The sequence below is a fragment of the Streptomyces luteoverticillatus genome (assembly GCF_003970715.1).
Taxonomy (GTDB): domain Bacteria; phylum Actinomycetota; class Actinomycetes; order Streptomycetales; family Streptomycetaceae; genus Streptomyces; species Streptomyces abikoensis.
Genome location: NZ_CP034587.1, coordinates 3320230 through 3342342, shown reverse-complemented (window position 1 = coordinate 3342342; position 22113 = coordinate 3320230). Strand labels below are relative to the sequence as shown.

At 70.1% G+C, this 22113-nt stretch carries 23 protein-coding genes; 14 read left to right on the top strand and 9 right to left on the bottom strand.

Going from position 1 to position 22113, the window contains the following annotated elements:
• The first annotated feature begins 131 nt into the window (after nucleotides 1–131).
• The gene (locus EKH77_RS14635; RefSeq protein WP_126914822.1) at nucleotides 132–563 is read left to right on the top strand and encodes an ATP-binding protein; all 432 of its coding nucleotides are present in this window, start codon (nucleotides 132–134) and stop codon (nucleotides 561–563) included.
• A gap of 4 nt (nucleotides 564–567) precedes the next feature.
• Here EKH77_RS14635 and argS read toward each other — a convergent pair whose 3' ends face one another.
• Entirely contained in the window at nucleotides 568–2331 is a 1764-nt protein-coding gene (gene argS, locus EKH77_RS14630) for an arginine--tRNA ligase (protein WP_126914821.1), read from the bottom strand.
• A 159-nt stretch (nucleotides 2332–2490) separates the two neighbouring features.
• On the opposite strand from argS, the gene lysS reads away from it, so the two are divergent.
• The gene (lysS, locus tag EKH77_RS14625) at nucleotides 2491–4215 is read left to right on the top strand and encodes a lysine--tRNA ligase (protein ID WP_126914820.1); all 1725 of its coding nucleotides are present in this window, start codon (nucleotides 2491–2493) and stop codon (nucleotides 4213–4215) included.
• A 72-nt stretch (nucleotides 4216–4287) separates the two neighbouring features.
• Here lysS and EKH77_RS14620 read toward each other — a convergent pair whose 3' ends face one another.
• Nucleotides 4288–5007 carry a hypothetical protein gene (locus tag EKH77_RS14620; protein ID WP_126914819.1) on the bottom strand — a complete coding sequence of 240 codons (720 nt, stop codon included), beginning with the start codon at nucleotides 5005–5007 and terminating at the stop codon, nucleotides 4288–4290.
• A gap of 127 nt (nucleotides 5008–5134) precedes the next feature.
• A complete protein-coding gene (locus EKH77_RS14615) occupies nucleotides 5135–5980 on the bottom strand; it encodes a hypothetical protein (RefSeq protein WP_126914818.1) in 846 nt (281 codons plus the stop codon).
• A gap of 184 nt (nucleotides 5981–6164) precedes the next feature.
• Between EKH77_RS14615 and EKH77_RS14610 the strand changes: the two genes are divergently transcribed.
• Nucleotides 6165–7358, top strand: a complete 1194-nt coding sequence (locus EKH77_RS14610) for an RtcB family protein (RefSeq protein WP_126914817.1) — start codon at nucleotides 6165–6167, stop codon at nucleotides 7356–7358.
• A 45-nt stretch (nucleotides 7359–7403) separates the two neighbouring features.
• On the opposite strand, the gene EKH77_RS14605 is transcribed toward EKH77_RS14610, so the two are convergent.
• From EKH77_RS14605 to EKH77_RS14585, 5 genes are all read right to left on the bottom strand, one after another.
• Nucleotides 7404–8207: an LAGLIDADG family homing endonuclease gene (locus tag EKH77_RS14605; protein ID WP_126914816.1), complete on the bottom strand. Its 804-nt coding sequence runs from the start codon at nucleotides 8205–8207 to the stop codon at nucleotides 7404–7406.
• A 117-nt stretch (nucleotides 8208–8324) separates the two neighbouring features.
• Nucleotides 8325–8720 (bottom strand): VOC family protein, encoded by a 396-nt coding sequence (locus tag EKH77_RS14600; RefSeq protein WP_126914815.1) that lies wholly within the window; start codon nucleotides 8718–8720, stop codon nucleotides 8325–8327.
• A gap of 82 nt (nucleotides 8721–8802) precedes the next feature.
• A complete protein-coding gene (locus tag EKH77_RS14595; protein ID WP_126914814.1) occupies nucleotides 8803–9555 on the bottom strand; it encodes an SDR family NAD(P)-dependent oxidoreductase in 753 nt (250 codons plus the stop codon).
• Nucleotides 9556–9623: 68 nt separating this feature from the next.
• Nucleotides 9624–9959, bottom strand: coding sequence for a YnfA family protein (locus EKH77_RS14590; protein ID WP_126914813.1), 336 nt, complete (start codon nucleotides 9957–9959; stop codon nucleotides 9624–9626).
• A gap of 39 nt (nucleotides 9960–9998) precedes the next feature.
• Nucleotides 9999–10436, bottom strand: a complete 438-nt coding sequence (locus EKH77_RS14585; RefSeq protein WP_229347866.1) for a hypothetical protein — start codon at nucleotides 10434–10436, stop codon at nucleotides 9999–10001.
• Nucleotides 10437–10466: 30 nt separating this feature from the next.
• Here EKH77_RS14585 and EKH77_RS33785 point away from each other — a divergent pair, with 30 nt between their 5' ends.
• From EKH77_RS33785 to EKH77_RS14545, 9 genes are all read left to right on the top strand, one after another.
• The gene (locus EKH77_RS33785) at nucleotides 10467–10730 is read left to right on the top strand and encodes a hypothetical protein (protein ID WP_229820674.1); all 264 of its coding nucleotides are present in this window, start codon (nucleotides 10467–10469) and stop codon (nucleotides 10728–10730) included.
• A 4-nt stretch (nucleotides 10731–10734) separates the two neighbouring features.
• Entirely contained in the window at nucleotides 10735–12060 is a 1326-nt protein-coding gene (hemL, locus tag EKH77_RS14580) for a glutamate-1-semialdehyde 2,1-aminomutase (protein WP_126914811.1), read from the top strand.
• 32 nt (nucleotides 12061–12092) lie between these two features.
• Nucleotides 12093–12740, top strand: coding sequence for a histidine phosphatase family protein (locus EKH77_RS14575; RefSeq protein WP_126918070.1), 648 nt, complete (start codon nucleotides 12093–12095; stop codon nucleotides 12738–12740).
• A gap of 195 nt (nucleotides 12741–12935) precedes the next feature.
• Nucleotides 12936–14336, top strand: a complete 1401-nt coding sequence (locus EKH77_RS14570; RefSeq protein WP_240667355.1) for a hypothetical protein — start codon at nucleotides 12936–12938, stop codon at nucleotides 14334–14336.
• Nucleotides 14337–14359: 23 nt separating this feature from the next.
• Nucleotides 14360–14986 carry a TlpA family protein disulfide reductase gene (locus EKH77_RS14565; RefSeq protein WP_126914810.1) on the top strand — a complete coding sequence of 209 codons (627 nt, stop codon included), beginning with the start codon at nucleotides 14360–14362 and terminating at the stop codon, nucleotides 14984–14986.
• 37 nt (nucleotides 14987–15023) lie between these two features.
• Nucleotides 15024–15788, top strand: a complete 765-nt coding sequence (locus tag EKH77_RS14560) for a cytochrome c biogenesis CcdA family protein (RefSeq protein ID WP_126918069.1) — start codon at nucleotides 15024–15026, stop codon at nucleotides 15786–15788.
• Nucleotides 15789–15791: 3 nt separating this feature from the next.
• Nucleotides 15792–17618, top strand: coding sequence for a cytochrome c biogenesis protein ResB (resB, locus tag EKH77_RS14555; RefSeq protein WP_126914809.1), 1827 nt, complete (start codon nucleotides 15792–15794; stop codon nucleotides 17616–17618).
• Entirely contained in the window at nucleotides 17615–18697 is a 1083-nt protein-coding gene (gene ccsB, locus EKH77_RS14550) for a c-type cytochrome biogenesis protein CcsB (protein WP_126914808.1), read from the top strand. The genes resB and ccsB overlap by 4 nt, the downstream gene beginning before the upstream one ends.
• Before the next feature lie 83 nt (nucleotides 18698–18780).
• Nucleotides 18781–19299: an SRPBCC domain-containing protein gene (locus EKH77_RS14545; protein ID WP_126914807.1), complete on the top strand. Its 519-nt coding sequence runs from the start codon at nucleotides 18781–18783 to the stop codon at nucleotides 19297–19299.
• Nucleotides 19300–19333: 34 nt separating this feature from the next.
• Here the strand turns inward: EKH77_RS14545 and EKH77_RS14540 are convergent, their stop codons facing one another.
• Nucleotides 19334–19615, bottom strand: coding sequence for a PLD nuclease N-terminal domain-containing protein (locus tag EKH77_RS14540; RefSeq protein WP_126914806.1), 282 nt, complete (start codon nucleotides 19613–19615; stop codon nucleotides 19334–19336).
• An 87-nt stretch (nucleotides 19616–19702) separates the two neighbouring features.
• Here EKH77_RS14540 and EKH77_RS14535 point away from each other — a divergent pair, with 87 nt between their 5' ends.
• Both EKH77_RS14535 and mqnP read left to right on the top strand, forming a co-directional pair.
• On the top strand, nucleotides 19703–21154 hold the full coding sequence (locus EKH77_RS14535; protein ID WP_126914805.1) for a menaquinone biosynthesis decarboxylase: 1452 nt from the start codon (nucleotides 19703–19705) through the stop codon (nucleotides 21152–21154).
• Complete coding sequence (mqnP, locus tag EKH77_RS14530; protein WP_126914804.1) at nucleotides 21154–22050, top strand: menaquinone biosynthesis prenyltransferase MqnP; 897 nt, start codon at nucleotides 21154–21156, stop codon at nucleotides 22048–22050. Before EKH77_RS14535 ends, mqnP begins: the two co-directional genes overlap by 1 nt.
• Nucleotides 22051–22113: the final 63 nt, after the last annotated feature.

Genomic DNA, 22113 nt, shown 5'->3' with positions numbered 1-22113 from the left:
ATCGTCACCCACACAGGTCGAGTCTTGGCGAAATGACGGAGGCGCGGCGTACACGATCCGACCATGACTACCGTGTGTGTCAGGTCGCTTACCCCGGCGCTTATCGCGGCGCTCATCCCCCGGAGGCGTGCATGAGCCATGACCCCGAACTCACGGACGACTGGGAGTACACGCTTCAGGTCCCCTCGGACCCCATGGCGCCGTGCATCGCGCGCCGCACCCTGCGCACCATCTTCGAGGAACACGGCTTCCTGGAACTCGCCGATACCGCCGAGCTCCTCACCTCGGAGCTGGTCACCAACGCCTACCGCTACTCCGACGGACCCGCCTCCGTACGCGTCAAACGCGAGGGCGACCGCGTCAGAGTCGCCGTCTGGGACACCAACCCCCGCCTTCCCGCCCTCGACGGCGTCACCCTGCCCGACGCCGAGAACAGCGCCGAACAGGGCCGCGGGCTGGGCCTGGTGCAGTGGTGCGCCGACAGCTGGGGCGGCTTCGCCCTGCGCGACCAGCCCCAGGGGCTGGTCGGCAAGCTCATCTGGTTCGAGCTCGGGGCCGGATGATGCCTCAGAGGCGCTCGGGCGTCCGGATACCGAGCAGCGCCATGCCCTGGTGGAGCGTACGGGCCGTCAGGTCGCAGAGGAACAGCCGGTTCTCCACGAGCTCCGGCGCGTTCTGGTCGCTCAGCACCTGGCACTGGTCGTAGAACGTCGTGTACAGCGAGGCCAGCTGGTAGAGGTACCCGGCCAGCTTGTGCGGCTCGTACGACCCGGCGACCTCGTGCAGCGTCTCTCCGAACTGGTCCAGGTGCAGCCCCAGCGCCCGCTCCGCCGGAGCCAGCGCCAGCTCCGGGTGAGCGACGGGCTTCGCCTCGCCCGCCCGGCGCAGGATCGACCGGATACGGGCGTACGCGTACTGGAGGTAGACCGACGTGTCGCCGTTGAGGGACACCATCTGGTCCAGGTCGAACTTGTAGTCGCGCGCCGCCGACGTCGACAGGTCCGCGTACTTCACGGCGCCGATGCCCACCTGGCGGCCGTTCTCGACGATCTCCTGCTCGCTCAGGCCCACCTTCTCGGCCTTCTCGCGCACCACGTCCGTCGCCCGGGAGACCGCCTCGTCCAGCAGGTCCACCAGGCGGACCGTCTCGCCCTCACGGGTCTTGAACGGCTTGCCGTCCTTGCCCAGGACCGTGCCGAACGCCAGCTGCACCGCGTGGACGTCCTCGTTCAGCCAGCCGATCCGGCGGGCCGTCTCGAAGACCATCTTGAAGTGCAGCGCCTGCCGGGCGTCCACCACGTACAGCAGGGTGTTCGCCTTCAGGTTCTGCACCCGGTCGCGGATCGCGGACAGGTCGGTGGCCGCGTAGCCGTAACCGCCGTCCGACTTCTGCACGATCAGCGGCACCGGGTTGCCGTCCGGGCCCTTCACGTCCTCGAAGAACACGCACAGCGCTCCCTCCGAACGGACCGCGACGCCCGACTCCTCCAGCAGCCGGCACGTCTCCGCCAGCATGTCGTTGTAACCCGACTCGCCGACGACGTTCTCGTCGTGGATCTCCATGTCGAGCTTGTCGAAGACCGAGTAGAAGTAGATCTTCGACTCGTCCACGAACCTCTGCCACAGGGCGAGCGTCTCCTCGTCCCCGGCCTGCAGATCCACCACCCGGCGGCGGGCCCGCTCCTTGAACTCCGCGTCCGCGTCGAACAGCGCCCGCGCCGCCTTGTACAGCCGGTTCAGGTTGGACATCGCCTCCTCACCGGAAGCGCCGTCCTTGTGGTCCAGCTCGTGCGGGTGCTCGATCAGATACTGGATGAGCATGCCGAACTGGGTGCCCCAGTCACCGATGTGATGGCGGCTGATCACCTTCTCGCCCGTGAACTCCAGGATCTTCACGGTCGCGTCGCCGATCACCGCGGAACGCAGGTGACCGACGTGCATCTCCTTCGCCACGTTCGGCTGGGCCCAGTCGATGACCGTCGTGCCCGCCGCCTTCGCGAACGGCACCCCCAGCCGGTCGTCCGCCGCACGGGCCGCCAGCGTCCGCGTGATCGCCGCGTCGGCCACCGTGATGTTGAGGAAGCCCGGCCCGGAGACCTCGACGTCCTGGATCACGTCACCCGTGGGCAGCCCCTCGACGACCTTCGTCGCCAGCTCCCGCGGGTTCCCCTTGAGCTTCTTCGCCAGCGCCAGCATGCCGTTGGCCTGGAAGTCCGCCCGGTCGCTTCGTCGCAGCAGCGGATCGACGACACCGGCCTCCGGCAGAGCGGCCGAGAGGGCGTCCGTGATGCGCTGGTGGAGCGTGGAAGCGAGCGAGGGAACCGAAGCCATGGGATGGGAGCCATTCCGGTAGGCGGCATTTCGAACCCCCCGAGTATCCCACGCGCCTATCACAGAGCCCCACGGAATTCGCTCGCGGTCGGGCAACCCGAGCGCCACCCTGGTCGTCTGGGACAATGGTCATGCCAGGACCGTAAGGAAGGAAGTGCCGTGGCTCAGGCTCAGAGCACCGAGGCCGACTGGGTCTCCCGTTTCGCCGACGAGGTCATCGCCGAAGGTGAGCGCCGCGCCCCCGGCAAACCCATCGTCGTCGCCTCCGGCCTGTCGCCCTCCGGCCCGATCCACCTGGGCAACCTCCGCGAGGTCATGACCCCGCACCTGGTCGCCGACGAGATCCGCCGCCGCGGCCACGAGTGCGTCCACGTCCTCTCGTGGGACGACTACGACCGCTACCGCAAGGTCCCCGCCGGCATCGACCCGTCCTGGGCCGAGCACATCGGCAAGCCGCTCACCGCCGTCCCGGCGCCCCCCGGCAGCCCCTACGGCAGCTGGGCCGAGCACTTCAAGGCCGCCATGATCGAGGCCCTGGACGAGCTGGGCATCGAGTACCGCGGCATCAGCCAGACCGAGCAGTACACCGCCGGTGCCTACCGCGAGCAGATCCTCCACGCGATGAAGCACCGCGGCGACATCGACGCGATCCTCGACCAGTACCGCACCAAGGCCAAGCCGGCCAACGCGGTCAAGAAGCAGCAGAAGCCCGTCGAGGAGGCCGAGCTCGAGGCCGCCGAGGGCTCCGGCGCCGCGACCGAGGACGACGGCAGCGCCGGCGGCGCGGGCTACTTCCCGTACAAGCCGTACTGCACCGTCTGCAACAAGGACCTCACCACCGTCACGGCGTACGACGACGAGACCACCGAGCTCGCCTACACCTGCGCCTGCGGCCACGCCGAGACCGTCCTCCTCAAGGAGTTCGACCACGGCAAGCTGGTCTGGAAGGTCGACTGGCCCATGCGCTGGGCCCACGAAGGCGTGATCTTCGAGCCCTCCGGCGTCGACCACTCCTCGCCCGGCTCGTCCTTCCAGGTCGGCGGCCAGATCGTCGGCCCGATCTTCGGCGGCGAGCAGCCCATCGGCCCCATGTACGCCTTCGTCGGCATCAGCGGCATGGCCAAGATGTCCTCCTCCAAGGGCGGCGTCCCCACCCCCGGCGACGCCCTCCAGATCATGGAGGCCCCGCTGCTGCGCTGGCTCTACGCCCGCCGCCGGCCCAACCAGTCCTTCAAGATCGCCTTCGACCAGGAGATCCAGCGGCTCTACGACGAGTGGGACAAGCTCTGCGGCAAGGTCGCCGACGGCACCGCCCTGCCCGCCGACGCCGCCGCCCACAGCCGCGCCGTCCGCACCGCCGCCGGTGACCTGCCCGCCACCCCGCGCCCGCTGCCCTACCGCACGCTGGCCTCGGTCGTCGACATCACCGCCGGCCACGACGAGCAGACCCTGCGCATCCTCAGCGACCTCGACCCCGAGAACCCGGTCACCTCGCTGGACGAGACCCGGCCGCGCCTCGACAAGGCCGAGCACTGGATCAACAACCAGGTCCCCGCCGAGTCCCGCACCGTCGTGCGCGTCGAGCCCGACCACGAGACCCTCGCCACGCTCGACGAGCAGTCCCGCGCCTCGCTGCGCCTGCTCCTCGAGGGCCTGGACGAGCACTGGTCCCTGGACGGCCTGACCACGCTGGTCTACGGCGTGCCCAAGGTCCTCGCGGGCCTGGAGCCCGACGCCAAGCCCACCCCGGAGCTCAAGGTCGCGCAGCGCGAGTTCTTCGCCCTGCTCTACCAGCTCCTCGTCGGCCGCGACACCGGCCCGCGCCTGCCCACGCTGCTGCTCGCGGTCGGGGCGGACCGGGTGCGCAAGCTGCTGGCGGCGTAACACCCATACGGGAAGGGGCCCCGGCCCGGTGACGTTCAGGTCACCGGGCCGGGGCCCCTTTTCGCGTTGCCGCTACTTGTTCGCCGCGGCGACCGCCGTCACGACTTCCTTCGTCGCGTCCTGGGCGTCGTTCTTCAGCGCGTCGGCGTCCGGCGTCTTCGCGCCCTGGAGCCCCGCGCCGCTGTACTTGACCGTGATCACGACATTCGCCGTGCGGGCCACCACGGTCTCGTTCTTGTGGTCGTTGTCGTCCTTCTTCGTGGTCGTGCCCACCACGTTGGCCTCGTCGCCGATGCCCGACGCCTTGTCCGTCTTCGCGTCCTTGGCGCCGTCCGCGGTGGTGGCCACCGAGGTCTGCTTCGCCACGAAGTCCTGCGCGCGCTTCTCGCCGGTGCCCAGCGTCGGGTCGGAGGCGAAGCGCTTGAGGGAGACGGTCAGCGTGCGGAACTGGAGGTCCTTGACGTCCTCGTCGTTCAGGCCGCTCCAGAAGCAGCTCGCCGAGTCGTTGGTGTCGCTCGACGGGAGGGCCTTGCCCTCCTTCTTCTCCGCCTTGGGCACCAGCTTGTCGATGGTCTTCTCGGAGAGCGTCTTGCACACCTCCGGCAGCTTGCCGAACGTCGCGGCCTTGACCGAGGGGGCGGCGGAGCTCGGGGTGGCCGGGGCGGAGGGCTTGCCCGACTCCTTCTTCTTGGACCCCGAGTCGGAGTCCGAGCAGCCGGTGGCGACGAGCATCACCGGTACTGCGGCGCAGGCGAGGATTCGGGCGAGTCGCGGGGCTGTGGGTCGGTGCATGGGTCCTTCGCTCATTCGGGTCGGTGACGCGGGGGCGGGGCGGTGCGGGGGCTCGGGGGCTTGCCTACGGGCACGGTACGCGGCCCGCACGCGGCTGCCACGCCGAAACGCGCCCCCACTGCCTGTGTCAGTTCCCGAAGTGGCCCGCGTCGAGTTCACGGGCGAGGCCATGGGCCTTGCCCTGGAGGTCCTGGCTGCTGGGGATGTGGAGGGCGTCCGTCGTCCACTGGTCGTAGGCGATGGTGACCAGCACGTTCGAGGCGCGGAAGACGACCTTCACATCGCGGTGCACCCCCGAGCCCGTCGTGGCGAGCTTGTCGTCGACGAAGGCGTCGTCGCCGAGGTCGTCGAGGACGCGCGGGGCCAGTTTGGGGTCGGCGGACGGGACGGCCGACGGGGTCATCGGCGCGACGGTGGCGTCCGCCAGCTGCGGCCCGGGGCCGGGGTCGGCGGTGCGGGCGCTCGGGGACGGGGTGCCGCCGGGGCTCGCGGACGTCGTGGGGGAGGGGGTGGCGTTGGGGATGTGCGCGGCGGTGGCCTGGCGCTGGTAGAGCTGCTTGGCCCGGTTCTCGTCGCTCATCCCCGGCTGGTACGAGACCACGCGCTCGAAGTCGACGGAGAGGTGGCGGGTGCCGTTGGGGGTCTCCAGCTTCCAGCGGCAGCCCACGCGGCGGTCGGTGTCATAGGTGATCGCCGCCTGGCCCTGGAGGAGCCGCTTGGCCTCCTCCTCGTCGCCGTCGCCCACGCCGGGCAGCATCCGCCGCAGCGTGTCCCGGCTGACGTAGCCGCATGGCTCGGGGAGGCTGTGGTACTTCCCGGGCTCGGCCGCGGCCGTCGACGATCCGGCCTGTCCCGGCTTGGGGTCCTGGCCCCCGCCACCGGACCCGGACCCTCCGCCGCACCCGGTGAGCACCGTCGACAACACCGCCGCCGAGGCCAGTGCGGCTGCCGGTGCGTATGCCCTTCGCTGCACTGTCCGTGGCTCCTCTCACCGAAAATCTCGCCCGCGTCCACCGGAAAACCGGTTGTCGCCGCTGGGTGGCGACTGGACACAATGTGTACCGCAAGCGCTGCCGCGCCCGCCGTCCCGCTGTCGTGGATGAGATGAGAGGTCCGGCTTTTGCGTTATCCACGCTTTTCGGGGGAATGAGGTAGTTATGACGTACACCGAGGTGCCCGGCGCCCGGGTACCGATCCGTATGTGGGCCGACCCGGCCACGGTCGAGCCCGTCGCCATGCAGCAGCTGCGGAACGTCTCCACACTTCCGTGGATCGAGGGCCTCGCCGTGATGCCCGACGTCCACTTCGGCAAGGGCGCGACGGTCGGTTCGGTGATCGCCATGCGGGGTGCGGTGTGCCCGGCGGCGGTGGGCGTCGACATCGGCTGCGGCATGTCGGCGGTGAAGACGTCGCTGACCGCCAACGACCTCCCGGGCGATCTGTCCCGGCTGCGGTCGAAGATCGAGGAGGCCATCCCGGTCGGCTTCGCCATGCACGACGACCCGGTGGACCCGCGCCGGCTGCACGGGCTGCCGACGGCCGGGTGGGACGACTTCTGGGGGCGGTTCGACGGGGTCGCGGAAGCGGTCAAATTCCGTCAGGGTCGGGCAGTGAAGCAGATGGGAACGCTCGGATCCGGAAATCATTTTGTGGAGTTCTGTCTCGATGGGACAGGTTCGGTCTGGTTGATGCTTCACTCCGGCTCTCGGAACATCGGCAAGGAGCTGGCCGAGTACCACATCGGCGAGGCGCGGAAGCTCTCGCACAACCAGAACCTGGTCGACCGTGACCTGGCGGTCTTCATCGCCGACACCCCGCAGATGGCGGCCTACCGGCACGACCTGTTCTGGGCGCAGGAGTACGCGCGGCACAACCGCGAGATCATGATGGCCCTCTTCCAGGACGTGGTCCGCAAGGAGTTCAAGAAGGCCAAGCCGATGTTCGAGCCGGTCATCTCCTGTCACCACAACTATGTGGCGGAGGAGACCTACGAGGGCGTCGATCTGCTGGTCACCCGCAAGGGCGCGATCCGCGCGGGCGGCGGCGAGTACGGCATCATCCCGGGCTCGATGGGCACCGGCTCGTACATCGTGCGCGGTCTGGGCAACGAGGCGTCGTTCAACTCCGCCTCCCACGGCGCCGGCCGGCGGATGAGCCGCAACCAGGCGAAGAAGCGCTTCTCCGAGCAGGACCTGGCGGAGCAGACGCGGGGCGTGGAGTGCCGCAAGGACCGTGGTGTGGTCGACGAGATCCCGGCCGCCTACAAGCCCATCGAGCAGGTCATGGAGCAGCAGCGGGATCTCGTCGAGGTCGTGGCCAAGCTCAAGCAGATCGTCTGCGTAAAGGGCTGACAAGCGAAAGGGGGCGGGCGTCGGGCGCCCGCCCCCTTGATCCGGCTATTCGGCCTGGGCCTGTTGTTTCTTGCGCAGGCGCCAGCGCCGGAGGTTGCAGGACTGCTCTGACCTGCCGAGTTTCTCGGCTGCTTCTGTGATGGTAGGCGCGTCGAGCAGGAGGCGGTCCTCCAGCTGTGTCCAGCTGCGGCGCGGCCGGGGTAGGGACATATCTGCCGGGCGGACCCAGGCGCTCACTTCGGCGGCAGCCGAGCGCTTGCGCTCCAGGGCCAGGCTCCCCGGGTAGTACAAGTGATCCGTCACCGCCACTCCCAGCTCCCGCATGTACATGATGTTGTACGCGCGGTCACGCGCGTTCCGGCTGGTCGTTTTCGGGATGCCAAGTGCCAGCTTGGTGTAGCGGCACAGATAGGTGGCGATCGCGGTGCTGGTCGTGGCGAGGCTGATGAAGGGGAGTCCCTGGGCTGTGAAACCCACGGCGCCGTCGGCGTCGATGATTCCTCGGAGGTAGTCCCGCCGGGAGAACGGAACACGCGGCGGCGTGATTCTCGTGGACTTCTTCCCGTAGGGGATCCCGAGTTCTACGAGGCGGTTTCTGGCCTCCAGCGCGTGTACGGTCCAGATCGCCGATCGGTGGCTCTCCGAGAAGTTGGTCGCCCGGGTGCGTTCTCTGATCGTGCTCTTGTACGGGCACAGCTCCTGGAAGGCACGGAGTATGTCGATGTCACGGTGGCTGATCTCGACGGTGAGCTGCCCCCTTTGTCGAGTGCTCGAGTGCATGTGCCCGTCCGCCTGTAGGAAGCCGAACATGTACGCGTACCGCGGATCCTCGAGGTCCATGAAGGTCATGCCCCGATCGTCGGCCGCCTCTGCCGCTCCGATATTCGAAACGACAGAGCGTCACTCGAACTAGCGAGCGCGCAACGCGCGTAAACGCGCTGCTTCCGCTTACGCGCTCGGAGCGCCTCACGCGCCCCGCCCCCCGTCCTGTGGGTACCAGCGCAGCTCGATCGTGTTGCCGTCCGGGTCCAGGACGTAGATCGACTCGGCGACGCCCCGGGCCCCGAAGCGGGGGCCGGGGCCGTCGACGACGGTGAAGGTGTTGGAGGCGATGACCTCCTGCCAGTCGACGGGGTCGACGACCAGGCAGATGTGGTCGACGTTCGAGGACTCCCCGCGTTCGCGGGCGACCAGGTCGATGATCGTCGTGGGGGAGACGCGGACGGAGGGGAAGGGTGCCTCGCCCGCGCGCCATTCGTCGGCGCGGACCGGTTCCAGGCCCAGGGGGCCGGTGTAGAAGGCCAGGGAGCGCTCGACGTCGGAGACGTTGAGGACGAGGTGGTCGAAGGCGGTGACACGCATGGGCTGCCTCCTGCTTTCGTACGGGCCGCCCGGGGGCGGGCGGCTGTGCGTACGACGCTAGTGGGCCGTGGCCCCGTCGGGGTCACCCCTCGCGGTGGACCTTGTAGTTGGACGCCTGGGCGCGGGGGCGGACGACGAGGAGGTCGATGTTGACGTGGGCGGGGCGGGAGACGGTCCAGCCGATGGTGTCGGCGATGTCGTCGGCGGTGAGGGGTTCGGCGACGCCCGTGTAGACGGATTCGGCGCGGTCCTTGTCGCCGCGGAAGCGGGTGAGGGCGAACTCGTCCGTCTTGACCATGCCGGGGGCGATCTCGATGACGCGCACGGGCTGCCCGCACAGCTCCAGGCGGAGGGTCTCGGCGATGACGTGGGCGCCGTGCTTGGCGGCCACGTAGCCGCCGCCGCCCTCGTAGGTGGCGAGGCCCGCCGTGGAGGAGAGGATGATGATCGTGCCCTCGGCCTCGACGAGGCGGGGGAGGAGGGCCTGGGTGGTGTTGAGGGTTCCCAGGACGTTCGTCTCGTACATCGTGCGCCAGTCCGCGGGGTCGGCGGTGGCGACGGTCTCGGTGCCGATGGCGCCGCCGGCGTTGTTGACGAGGACGTCGACGCGGTCCAGGGTGCGGGCGAAGGCGTCGACGGCGGCGCGGTCGGTGACGTCGAGGACGTGGACGAGCGCCTCGTGGCCCGCCGCGGTCAGCTCCTCGGCGAGGGCGGTCAGGCGGTCCTCGCGGCGGGCGGTGAGCACGACGCGGTAGCCGTCGGAGGCCAGCCGGCGGGCGGTGGCGGCGCCGATGCCGCTGCTCGCGCCGGTGATGACTGCGGTGCGGGTGCTCATGGTGGGCCTCCTGGGACGGCCGGGGCTGCTGGGGTCTATCCGCAGCATAGGGGCCCGCGCCCGGCCGGTCAGCGGCCCCGGGGGGCGTACATGATCACCGCGACGCCGGCGAGGCAGACCAGGGCGCCGATGACGTCGTAGCGGTCGGGGCGGTAGCCGTCGGCGACCATGCCCCAGGCCAGCGAGCCGGCGACGAACACGCCCCCGTACGCGGCGAGGATCCGGCCGAAGTGGGCGTCCGGCTGGAGCGTGGCGACGAAGCCGTACGCGCCCAGGGCGGCGATCCCGGCGCCGATCCAGGCCCACCCCCTGTGCTCGCGGACGCCCTGCCAGACGAGCCAGGCCCCGCCGATCTCCAGGAGGGCGGCGAGGACGAACAGGGCGGCGGAGCGGAGATTGAGCATGGATGTCAGGGTATGCGCGGCTACGGACGTTCCGGGGTGCTACGGCCAGACCAGGCAGTACGGCTGGTGGCCGGCCTCGTGCAGGCGGTGGGAGAAGTCCTGCCATTCGTGGAGCAGTTGGTAGACCTCGAAGGCGTCGCGCGGGCCGCCGCGGTCGGGGACCGTGGACCAGATGAAGGCCGCCGCGCCCACCGATTCCTCGCCAATTCCGCGCAGCGGGTCGACGACGGTCATGGGGAGCTTGACGACCGCGTAGTCGGGGTGGAGAACGACCAGTTCGAGCGGGGGGACCTTGTGCAGGGGTATGCCCTCGATGCCGGTGAGAACCATGGCGGCCACGGTCTCCGGCTTGATCCTGGTGAACATTCCGCCCATGCCCAGCTCGTCACCGCCGAGCTCCTCGGGGCGCATGGAGATGGGGACGCGGGCGGCGGTCGCGCCGTTCGGGGCCCCGAAGTACTTGTAGGTCACCCCCACCCGGCCACTCCTGCTCGCACCGTTCTCTTCGTGTCGCTCTTCGCGCCGTTCGTCGCGTCGTTCTTCCCGGCGCCGGTGCCGCCCCTTGTTGGCGCGCTCGGCTCGCTCGGGGCCCAGGTCGTCCGTGCCTTCGCCCAGTCCGCCACCGCGATGCATATCTCCACCCGACCGCACATTGCCCGACCGCACATTGAGGCAGCACAGCCCCCGCCGCGCAACCCGATCATCGTCTCAGAGACCTCCCCCGTAGACGGCGTGCGAAACGCCCGGGCACGAGTCGGCGGGGGGCTCTGAGACCATGGCTAGCATGAGCTACCCATACACGGCCCCAGTCTCGCAGACGCTCTTCGACCGTGCGTCGGTCGTGACGCCCGGTGGCGTGAACTCTCCGGTGCGCGCGTTCCGCGCCGTGGGCGGTACGCCCCGGTTCATGGTCTCCGGCACCGGTCCGTATCTGACCGATGCGGATGGCCGGGAATATGTGGACCTCGTGTGTTCGTGGGGGCCGATGATTCTCGGCCACTCCCACCCCGAGGTGATCGCCAAGGTGCAGGAGGCCGTGGCGCGGGGTACGTCCTTCGGCACGCCCGGTGAGGGCGAGGTCGCGCTGGCGGAGGAGATCGTCGCGCGGATCGCGCCGGTCGAGCAGGTGCGGCTGGTGTCCTCGGGCACCGAGGCGACGATGTCGGCCATCCGGCTGGCGCGCGGCTTCACGGGCCGGGCCAAGGTCGTCAAGTTCGCCGGCTGCTACCACGGCCACGTGGACGCGCTGCTGGCCGCGGCGGGTTCCGGGGTGGCGACCTTCGGGCTGCCGGACACCCCGGGCGTGACCGGCGCGCAGGCCGGCGAGACGATCGTGCTGCCGTACAACGACCTGGAGGCCGTGCGCGAGGCCTTCCGGGCGCACCCGGGCGAGATCGCCTGTGTGATCACGGAGGCGTCGCCGGGCAACATGGGCGTGGTCCCGCCGCTGCCGGGCTTCAACGCGGGCCTGAAGGCGGCCTGTGCCGAGAACGGCGCGCTGTACATCTCCGACGAGGTCATGACGGGCTTCCGGACGAGCCGGGCGGGCTGGTTCGGCGTCGACGGCGTCGAGCCGGACCTGATGACCTTCGGCAAGGTCATGGGCGGCGGCTTCCCGGCGGCGGCCTTCGGCGGTCGCGCCGATGTGATGGCGTACCTGGCGCCGGCGGGCCCGGTGTACCAGGCGGGCACCCTCTCCGGTAACCCGGTGGCCACGGCCGCGGGCCTGGCGCAGCTGCGGCTGCTGGACGACGCGGCGTACGAGCGGGTGGACGCGGTCGCGGCGGAGATCGGCTCTCTGGTGACGGAGTCGCTGACGAAGGCGGGTGTGGCGCACCGGCTGCAGACGGCGAGCAACATGTTCTCGGTGTTCTTCACCGAGGACGCGGTGACGAACTACGCCGAGGCGAAGACTCAGGAGGCGTTCCGTTTCAACGCCTTCTTCCATTCGATGCTGTCGCAGGGTGTGTACCTGCCGCCGTCGGCGTTCGAGTCGTGGTTCGTCTCGACGGCGCACGACGCGGCGGCGATCGAGCGGGTCGCGGCGGCGCTGCCGGCGGCGGCGCGCGCGGCGGCCGAGGCGACGGAGGAGGGCAAGTGAGCGGCAAGGCTGACATCACGGTCGTCCATCTGATGCGGCACGGCGAGGTGCACAACCCGGAGGGCGTGCTCTACGGGCGCCGTGCGGGGTACCACCTGTCGGAGCTGGGGCACCGGATGGCGGACAGGGTGGCGGAGCACCTGGCGGAGCGGGACGTGACGTATGTGGTCGCGTCGCCGCTGGAGCGGGCGCAGGAGACGGCGACGCCGATCGCGAAGGCGCACGGTCTGGACCTGGCGACGGACGAGCGGCTGATCGAGGCGGCGAACGTCTTCGAGGGCAAGACCTTCGGCGTGGGTGACGGCGCGCTGCGCAAGCCGGAGAACTGGAAGCACCTGACGAATCCGTTCCGTCCGTCGTGGGGCGAGCCGTATATCGAGCAGGTGGTGCGGATGATGGGCGCGCTGGACGCGGCGAAGGACGCGGCGCGCGGTCATGAGGCCGTGCTGGTCAGCCATCAGCTGCCGATCTGGATCGTGCGGAGCTTCGTGGAGCGGCGCCGGCTGTGGCACGACCCGCGGAAGCGGCAGTGCACGCTGGCGAGCCTGACGACGTTCACCTACCGCGGCGACAAGATCGTCTCGGTGGGGTACTCCGAGCCGGCGCGGGATCTGGTGCCGAAGCACCTGCTGGCCGGGGCGAAGCCGGTCAAGGGCGGGTCGAAGGCGTTCGGCGCCTGAGTTCGGACGTATAGCGGGGTGGCGCGGGTGCGCCGGGGCTCATGCTCCGGCGCACCCGCGCCGTCGTTTGTGCCCGAATGCACCGTTAGGAACGGGAAAACAGCGCAAGCGTCGTAATCCACCGTGCCGTCACCCCTAATGTCCATTTATATGGACGGCGTATGGTATGGGGCCGCGAGCACGGACGGAGCCGACATGCGCGAGTTGAGCCGACGCAGCCTGCTCGGACTGGGCGTGAGCCTGGGCACGGCCACCGCGCTGGGCGCGATGGCAGGCTGCTCCGACGGGCCGTCCGGCACCACCGGCACGGCCGGCCGGCCCAAGGCGCGGGCGAGCGTGGAGGCGAAGGCCAAGGCGAAACTGATCGGCGACGGCTCCACCGCCGACACCGGTTCACAGCCCAATCAGCCGCCGAAGCCGGTGCCGCTGGAGCCGGGGGAGAAGCCGCCCCAGTTCGTGATCTTCTCGTGGGACGGGGCGGGCGAGGTCGGCAACGGTCTCTTCCCCCGCTTCCGCAAGCTCGCCCGGGACCACGGCGCCCGGATGACGTTCTTCCTCTCCGGCATCTACCTCCTGCCGGAGTCCAAGCAGCGGATGTACGAGCCGCCGAACAACTCGCCCGGCGCCTCCGACATCGGCTACCTCTCCGACGAGCACATCCGGGCGACGCTGAAGAACATCCGCGCCGCGTGGCTGGAGGGCCACGAGATCGGCACCCACTTCAACGGGCACTTCTGTTCGGGTCACGGCTCGGTGGCGCACTGGACGCCCGAGGACTGGGAGTCGGAGATCGAGCAGGCCGTCTCCTTCGTCACCCGCTGGCGCACCCACACCGGCTTCACCGATCTCGAGCCGCTGCCCTTCGACTACCGCAAGGAGCTCATCGGCGGCCGCACCCCCTGTCTGCTGAACCAGGAGGGCCTGCTGCCCACCGCCCGGCGGCTGGGCTGGCGCTACGACGCGAGCTCCTCGGGCGGGGAGCAGGTGTGGCCCCGCAAGAAGCAGGGCCTGTGGGACCTGCCGCTGCAGCAGATGCCCTTCCCGGGGCACTCCTTCGAGGTCCTGTCCATGGACTACAACATCCTCGCCAACCAGTCGAAGAACACGACGCGCGGCGTGCCCGCCCACTACGCGGGCTGGCGCCGGCAGGCCATCGAGTCGTACATCGCCGGTTTCGACCGGGCGTACGAGACGAACCGGGCGCCGTTCTTCGTGGGCAACCACTTCGAGGAGTGGAACGGCGGGATCTACATGGACGCCGTCGAGGAGGCGTTCAAATACATGGCCGACGACAAGCGCAAGGACGTCCGGCTCGTGTCCTTCCGGCAGTTCGTCGACTGGCTCGACGTGCAGAGCCCGGCGGTCCTCGCGCAACTGCGCCGGCTCGACGTGGGCGAGAAGTGGCACTCCAGGGCGGGCGGCGGCAGCACGAGCAGGCCGTGGAACCGGGGCGACACCCCCGCACCGCGTGGCGAGGCGCCTGTCGGGCCGAAGGCCGGAGAGGTGCCCGTCGGGCCCAAGGGCGGCGACGTTCCCACGGCTCCCGCGGGCAACAAGGGGCACGACGACTCCGAGGGGGGTGCGGAAGATCCCTAAACCGCCCATGCGAAACTTTTCACATGAGTGCCCGCCGCGCCTTTCGACGCCCACTTTCCCGCCGTCGTCTCCCCGTGCCGGCCGCTGTCGTCGCCATCACGGCGGCGCTGACGCTCAGCGCCTGCGGCTCCGGCGGCAGCTCGGGCGGCGGGGGGCAGACCCAGTTCGTCCAGGGCACCGGCGGCGTCGACGTGGTCAAGGACCGCGCGAGCCGGCAGAGCGCCCCGGACCTCTCCGGCAAGACGCTCGACGGCAAGGACCTCGACGTCGCCAAGGACCACAAGGGCAAGATCGTCGTCCTTAACGTCTGGGGCTCCTGGTGCTCGCCGTGCCGCGCCGAGGCCAAGTACCTGGTGCAGGCCGCCAACGCCTACAAGGACAAGGGCGTGGAGTTCGTCGGCCTCGACACCCGCGACCCCGACCCGGCTCCCGCGCTCGCCTTCGAGAAGGAGTTCAAGGTTCCCTACCCGAGCCTCTACGACTCCGCCGGCAAGCTCCTGCTGCGCTTCCCCAAGGGCAGCCTCAACCCCCAGTCGATCCCCTCCACGGTCTTCATCGACCGGGACGGGAAGATCGCCGCCCGCGCGATCAAGGCGCTGGGCGAGGACGAGCTGCGCGACACCCTCGACCCGCTGGTCGCGGAGAAGTGACCCCGTGACCACCGGGACCCCCACGGCCGCGCACGCGATCACCGCCCTCGCCGCGGCGAGCGACACCAACCAGACCGTCCTGACCGGCGCCCTGCTGCTGGCCCTGCCCGTGGCCATGCTGGGCGGCCTCGTCTCCTTCTTCTCCCCCTGCGTCCTGCCGCTCGTGCCCGGCTATCTGTCGTACGTCACCGGCGTCGGCGGCGCGGACCTGGCAGAGACCAAGCGCGGCCGGATGGTCGCCGGCTCCTCGCTGTTCGTCCTGGGCTTCACGGCGGTCTTCGTCTCCGGCGGCGCGCTGTTCGGCTTCTTCGGGCAGACGCTGCAGGAGTACAAGAGCACGATCACCACGGTGCTCGGCGTCCTGACGATCGTGCTCGGCCTGGGCTTCATGGGGTTGTTCAACCTCTTCGGCCAGCGCGAGTTCCGCTTCCACCGCCGGCCCACGATGGGCCTGGCCGGGGCACCCCTGCTCGGCGTGCTCTTCGGCGTGGGCTGGACCCCGTGCATCGGCCCGACGCTCGCCGCCGTGCAGTCACTTTCCTTCAACGAGGCCAGCGCGGGCCGAGGCGCCCTGCTGATGGTCGCCTACTGCGCCGGCCTGGGCCTGCCGTTCGTCCTCGCCGCGATCGCCTTCCGGCGCGCGCTCGGCGCCTTCGGCTGGGTCAAGAAGCACTACGCGTGGGTCATGCGCGTCGGCGGCGGCATGCTCGTCGTCGTCGGCCTGCTCCTGGTCACAGGATTGTGGGACAGCATGGTCCAGGACCTTCAGACGTGGTCGTCGCGCTACACCCCCGGGATCTGATCAATGGCCAAGACCAACGACTCCACCGACACCGCCGAAACGGATACCGCGGAGACCGATACCGCCGCGGCGGACGACGCGGCGGCATCGGACCTCTCCACGGCCCCCGCCGAGGACCGGGCCGGTGACGGCCAGGCCGTACCCGGCTCCTTCGGCGGCGTCCGCAAGGCCGGCCTTCTCGGCGCGCTCGCCTGGACCGCCCGCGAGATCACCGGCTGGGTGCGCTGGGTCTGGCGGCAGCTGACCTCGATGCGGGTCGCGCTGATCCTGCTCTTCCTGCTCTCCCTGGCCACCATCCCCGGCTCGCTCGTCCCGCAGACCAGCGTCGACGCGCTCAAGGCCGAGCAGTGGAAGGCCGACCACGAGACCCTGGCGTCCGTCTACGACAAGCTCGGGCTCTTCCACGTCTACAGCTCGGTGTGGTTCTCCGCGATCTACATCCTGCTGTTCATCTCGCTGATCGGCTGCATCGTCCCGCGCACCTGGCAGTTCGTCGGCCAGCTGCGCGGCCGCCCGCCGGCCGCCCCCCGCAACCTCACCCGGCTGCCCGCCCACGCCACCTGGCACACGGACGCGAAGCCCGAGCAGGTCGTCGCGGCGGCCGAGAAGCTCCTGCGGCGCCGCCGCTTCCGCGTCGAGCGGAGCGAGGGCTCCGTCGGCGCCGAGAAGGGCTATCTGCGCGAGGCCGGCAACCTCCTCTTCCACGTCTCCCTGATCGCCCTGCTGGTGGCCTTCGCCTCCGGCCAGCTGTGGAAGTCCGAGGGCGGCAAGCTCGTCGTCGAGGGCGACGGCTTCTCGAACACCCTCACCCAGTACGACGACTTCAAGTCCGGCTCCCTCTTCCGCCCGGACGACCTCGACAAGTTCAGCTTCTACCTGAACAGCTTCTCCGGGAGCTACGAGCGCACCGGCCCCCAGAAGGGCACCCCGCGCGACTACGCCGCCCACATCACCTACTACGAGGGCGCCGACGGCCCGGCCCGCGAGGCCACCATCAAGGTGAACGAGCCGCTGGAGACGGGCGGCTCGAAGGTCTACCTCATCGGCCACGGCTACGCTCCGATGGTGACCGTCAAGGACGGCCGGGGGAACATCGCCTTCCGGGGCCCGATGTCCGCGCTGCCGCTGGACAGCAACGTCACCGAGACCGCCGTCGCCAAGGTCGGCGACTACCGGGACAAGGACGGCGAGAAGACCCAGATCGGCTTCAAGGGCAACTTCGTGCCGACGCTGGACCTGAAGACCGGGATGATGGCGTCCCAGTTCCCGGCCCTGGACAACCCCGCCCTCGTCCTCACCGCCTACCACGGCAGCCTCGGCACCGACTCCGGCATGCCGCAGAACGTCTACCAGCTCGACGTCACCAAGATGAAGCAGTTCACGGAGAAGGACGGCTCGCCCTTCGCCAAGCTGCTCAAGGTCGGCGACACCATGACGCTCCCCGACGGCGGCTCGCTGCACTTCGACGCCATCAAGGAGTGGGCCACCTTCCAGGTCTCCCAGAAGCCCGGCAACGAGCTCGCCCTGAGCGGTGCCGTCGCCGCGCTGCTGGGCCTGGCCGGCTCGCTGTTCATCCAGCGCCGCCGCGTCTGGGTGCGGGCCACGGCCGGCGCCGACGGCCGTACGGTCGTGGAGCTGGCCGGCCTCGCCCGCAGCGAGTCCGCCCGGCTGCCCGAGGAGCTCGCCTCCCTCGCCGCCGCCCTCCAGCCCGACGCCCCGCCCGCCGCGGCGACCGCCACCGGCACCGCCACGGCCGAGGCCGTCGAAGCCGTCGAAGCGGACGAAGCCGCCTCCGACCCCGCCGAACCGTCCGAAGGAGCGCGCGCGTGAATCTCGCCGCCGCAACCAACGAGAACCTGGCCAATATCAGCAATGTGCTGATCTATTCGGCCATGGCCGTCTACACCCTGGCCTTCCTCGCGCACATCACCGAGTGGGTCTTCGGCAGCCGCAGCACCGTCGCCCGCACCGCCGCCGCGCTCACCACGGAGGCGGCCCGCTCGTCGTCCGTGACCGTCACGGTCAAGAAGCAGGGCGGCGGCACGGCCGTCCTGGAGCGCCCCGAGGTCGTCACCCGCGCCGCCCCCGGCAGCCGTGACGTGCCCGACGGCCCCGGCGCGGCCGGCGGCAGCGAGAAGGGCGACCTGTACGGCCGCATCGCCGTCTCGCTGACCGTGCTGGCCTTCGCGCTCCACGCGGGCGGCGTCCTCACCCGCGCGCTGTCCGTGCAGCGGGCGCCGTGGGGCAACATGTACGAGTTCTCCACGACCTTCGGCATGACCGCCGTGGCCGTCTACCTCGGCCTGCTCGCCGCGAAGAAGAACGTCCGCTGGCTGGGCCTGCCGCTGACCACGTCGATCCTGCTCGACCTAGGCCTGGCCGTCTCGGTCCTCTACACCAGCAGCGACCAGCTCGTGCCCGCGCTCCACTCCTACTGGCTGTGGATCCACGTCTCCTGCGCCATCATCTCCGGCGCGGCGCTGTGGGTGGGCGCGTGCTCCACGCTCTTCTACCTCTTCCGCGACTCCTACGAGGCCAAGCTCGCGGCGGGCAAGGACGCGGACGGCGCCTGGGGCAACGTCCTCTCCCGCCTGCCCTCGGCCGCCACGCTCGACAAGTTCGCCTACCGCATCAACGCGACCGTCTTCCCGCTGTGGACGTTCACGATCATCGCGGGCGCGATCTGGGCCGAGGCCGCCTGGGGCCGCTACTGGGGCTGGGACCCCAAGGAGGTCTGGTCCTTCATCACCTGGGTCGCCTACGCCTGCTACCTCCACGCCCGCGCCACCGCCGGCTGGAAGGGCCGCAAGGCCGCCTACCTGGCCCTGCTGGCCTTCGCCTGCTACCTCTTCAACTACTACGGCGTGAACATCCTGCTGAGCGGCAAGCACTCGTACGCGGGCGTCTGACGCGTCTCACCGTGCCGTGCGACGGCCCGCCTCCCGCCGCTTCCAGCGCGCGGGAGGCGGGCCGTCGTGCTAGACGTGGACCCATGGAGATCCCCTCCCCCTACGGCGCGTCCGAGTCCCAGGGCGACGTCCACGCCCTGCGCTACGAGCTGTCGATCCCGTACCCCGTCGACGAGGTGTGGGACGCCATCGCCACGCCCGACGGGCTGCCCACCTGGCTGGCCGTCGCCGATCCGTTCGAGCAGCGGGAGGGCGGGGCGATCACGCTGCGGTGGCAGAACAAGGACGCCCGGGGCCATGCCACGGTCGCCCCGGGGCGGGTGACGGCCTGGGAGCCCAAGAGGGTGGTGGAGTACACCGTGGACGTCCACGGGCGGGTCCGCTTCGAGCTGGAGCCCGGGCCGCTGGGCGTCGGCGGGACGCTGCTGCACTTCACCAACGAGCTGGCCGGGCCGGAGGACGTACGCCTGGACTGCCTGGCCGGCTGGCACCACCACTTCGAGTACCTGCTGCAGGCCCTCGCCGGGCAGCCCGCGGACTGGTCCGCGTGGACCCTGGAGCGCTGGCGGGAGCTGCGCGAGGAGTACGGGAAGGGACGCTAGCCCTTGGGGCCGTCCACAGCCCTCGGAGCCGTCCTCAGCCCTTGGGGCCGTCCTCGTCCGGCCGGAGCGAGCGGAGGAACTCCGGGTTGTCGTCCGGCGCCACCCACCGCCGCGGCGCCGGGCGGGTACGGGCGCGGGGGCGCCCCGCGACCAGCCAGGCCACCGGGCCCACCAGGACCTCGCCGAAGAGCAGGATGACGAACACCCACGCCAGCTTCGGCAGGCCGCGCACCTCGTTCTCGGGGGTGTTGAGGCAGTCGATGAAGGCGTAGATCCACAGCGCCAGGACCAGCAGGAACGGCAGATACCTGAGCATGGCGGCGGCCCCCGGAGTGCGGTGCCCGGAGCCGCTTCGCGGCCCCCGTGACCGCTCCAGGGTAGTGCGTGCTCGATACTGGAACGTATGGCTTACGACGATCTTCGCTCGTTCCTCCGGGCACTGGAGCGCGATGGCGATCTCAAGCGCATCAAGGCCGAAGTCGACCCGTACCTGGAGATCGGGGAGATCGTCGACAGAGTGAACAAAGCGGGCGGGCCCGCGCTGCTCTTCGAGAACGTCAAGGGCGCGGCCATGCCGCTCGCCATGAACGTCTTCGGCACCGACCGCCGGATGCTCAAGGCGCTCGGCCTGACGTCCTACGACGAGATCAGCGAGAAGATCGGCGGGCTGCTCAAGCCGGAGCTCCCGCAAGGGTTCGTCGGCATGCGCGAGGCCTTCGGCAAGCTCGGCGCGATGGCGCACGTGCCGCCGCGGAAGGTCAAGGACGCGCCCGTCCAGGAGGTCGTCCTCACCGGCGACGACGTGGACCTCGAGCAGCTCCCGGCGCTCTTCACCTGGCCCGAGGACGGCGGCTCCTTCTTCAACCTCGGTCTCACCCACACCAAGCACCCCGAGACCGGCGTCCGCAACCTCGGCCTCTACCGCCTCCAGCGCCACGACAAGCGCACCATCGGCATGCACTGGCAGATCCACAAGGACAGCCGCAACCACTACCAGGTGGCCGCCAAGCGCGGGGAGCGGCTGCCGGTCGCCATCGCCTTCGGCTGCCCGCCGGCCGTCACGTACGCCTCCACCGCGCCGCTGCCCGGCGACATCGACGAGTACCTCTTCGCGGGCTTCATCCAGGGCAAGCGGATCGAGATGGTCGACTGCAAGACCGTCCCGCTCCAGGTCCCCGCGAACGCGGAAGTCGTCATCGAGGGCTGGCTGGAACCGGGGAAGATGCTGCCAGAAGGCCCGTTCGGCGACCACACGGGCTTCTACACGCCGCAGGAGGACTTCCCGGCGCTCACCATCGACTGCGTCACGATGCGGCGGCGCCCGCTGCTGCAGTCGATCGTCGTCGGCCGCCCGCCGACCGAGGACGGCCCGCTGGGCCGCGCCACGGAGCGGTTCTTCCTGCCGCTGCTGAAGGTGATCGTCCCGGACATCGTGGACTACCACCTGCCGGAGGCCGGCGGCTTCCACAACTGCGCGATCGTCTCGATCGACAAGAAGTACCCCAAGCACGCCCAGAAGGTCATGCACGCCGTCTGGGGCGCGCACATGATGTCGCTGACCAAGCTGATCATCGTGGTGGACTCCGACTGCGACGTCCACGACCTCCACGAAGTGGCCTGGCGCGCGCTGGGCAACACGGACTACGCCCGCGACCTGACCGTCGTCGAAGGCCCCGTGGACCATCTGGACCACGCCTCCTACCAGCAGTTCTGGGGCGGCAAGGCGGGCATCGACGCGACCGCGAAGTGGCCCGAGGAGGGCTACACGCGCGACGGCGGCTGGCCGAACATGGTCGAGTCGGACCCGGAGACGGCGACGAAGGTCGACCGCCGGTGGAAGGAGTACGGCCTGTGATGACCACGGCCGCCGTCGCGCAGCCGGGCCGGACGAAGGCCTTCCTGCGCCTCGTCATGATCGAGCACTCGGTCTTCGCGCTGCCCTTCGCCTACATCGCCGCCCTGACCGCGATGTTCCAGCTCGATGGGAACATCCACTGGGCGCGGCTGCTGCTCGTCACCATCGCCATGGTGGGCCTGCGCACCTTCGCGATGGCCTGCAACCGCATCATCGACCGTGAGATCGACGCCCGTAACCCGCGCACGGCGAACCGGGAGCTGGTCACGGGCGCGGTGTCGGTGCGCTCGGCGTGGACCGGGGCGGGGGTGGCCGTGGTCGTCTTCCTCGGCGCCGCCGCGCTGCTGAATCCTTTGTGCCTGGCGCTCGCGCCGATCGCCGTGATCCCGATGGTGGTCTACCCGTACGGCAAGCGCTTCACCAACTTCCCCCACGCGATCCTGGGGCTCGCCCAGGCCATGGGCCCGGTGGGCGCGTGGCTGGCGGTGACGGGGGAGTGGTCCTGGGACGCGGTGATCCTGGGCCTGGCGGTCGGCGTGTGGATCGGCGGCTTCGACCTGATCTTCGCCTGCCAGGACGTGGCCGCCGACCGCGCCCACGGCGTGAAGTCCACCCCGGCCCGCTTCGGCATCCCGGCCGCCCTGTACGGCGCCCGCGTCTGTCACGTCATCACCACGGCGCTGCTGGTCTGGTACGCGCTGGCGACGCACGCGGGCGTGTTCTTCTGGACGGGCCTGGTCGTCGTCGCCGCGGCGTTCCTCTACGAGCACACGATCGTCAAGCCGCACGACCTGTCCCGGCTGAACCGGGCGTTCTTCACCGTGAACGGCTTCATCGGCATCGCGCTCTTCCTGTGCGCCCTGCTGGACCTGCTGGTGCGCGGCCTGACGGTCTGACGCGCCGGAGACACGCGAAAGGGCGGCCCACCGGAAGGTGGGCCGCCCTTTCGTCGTGTGTAC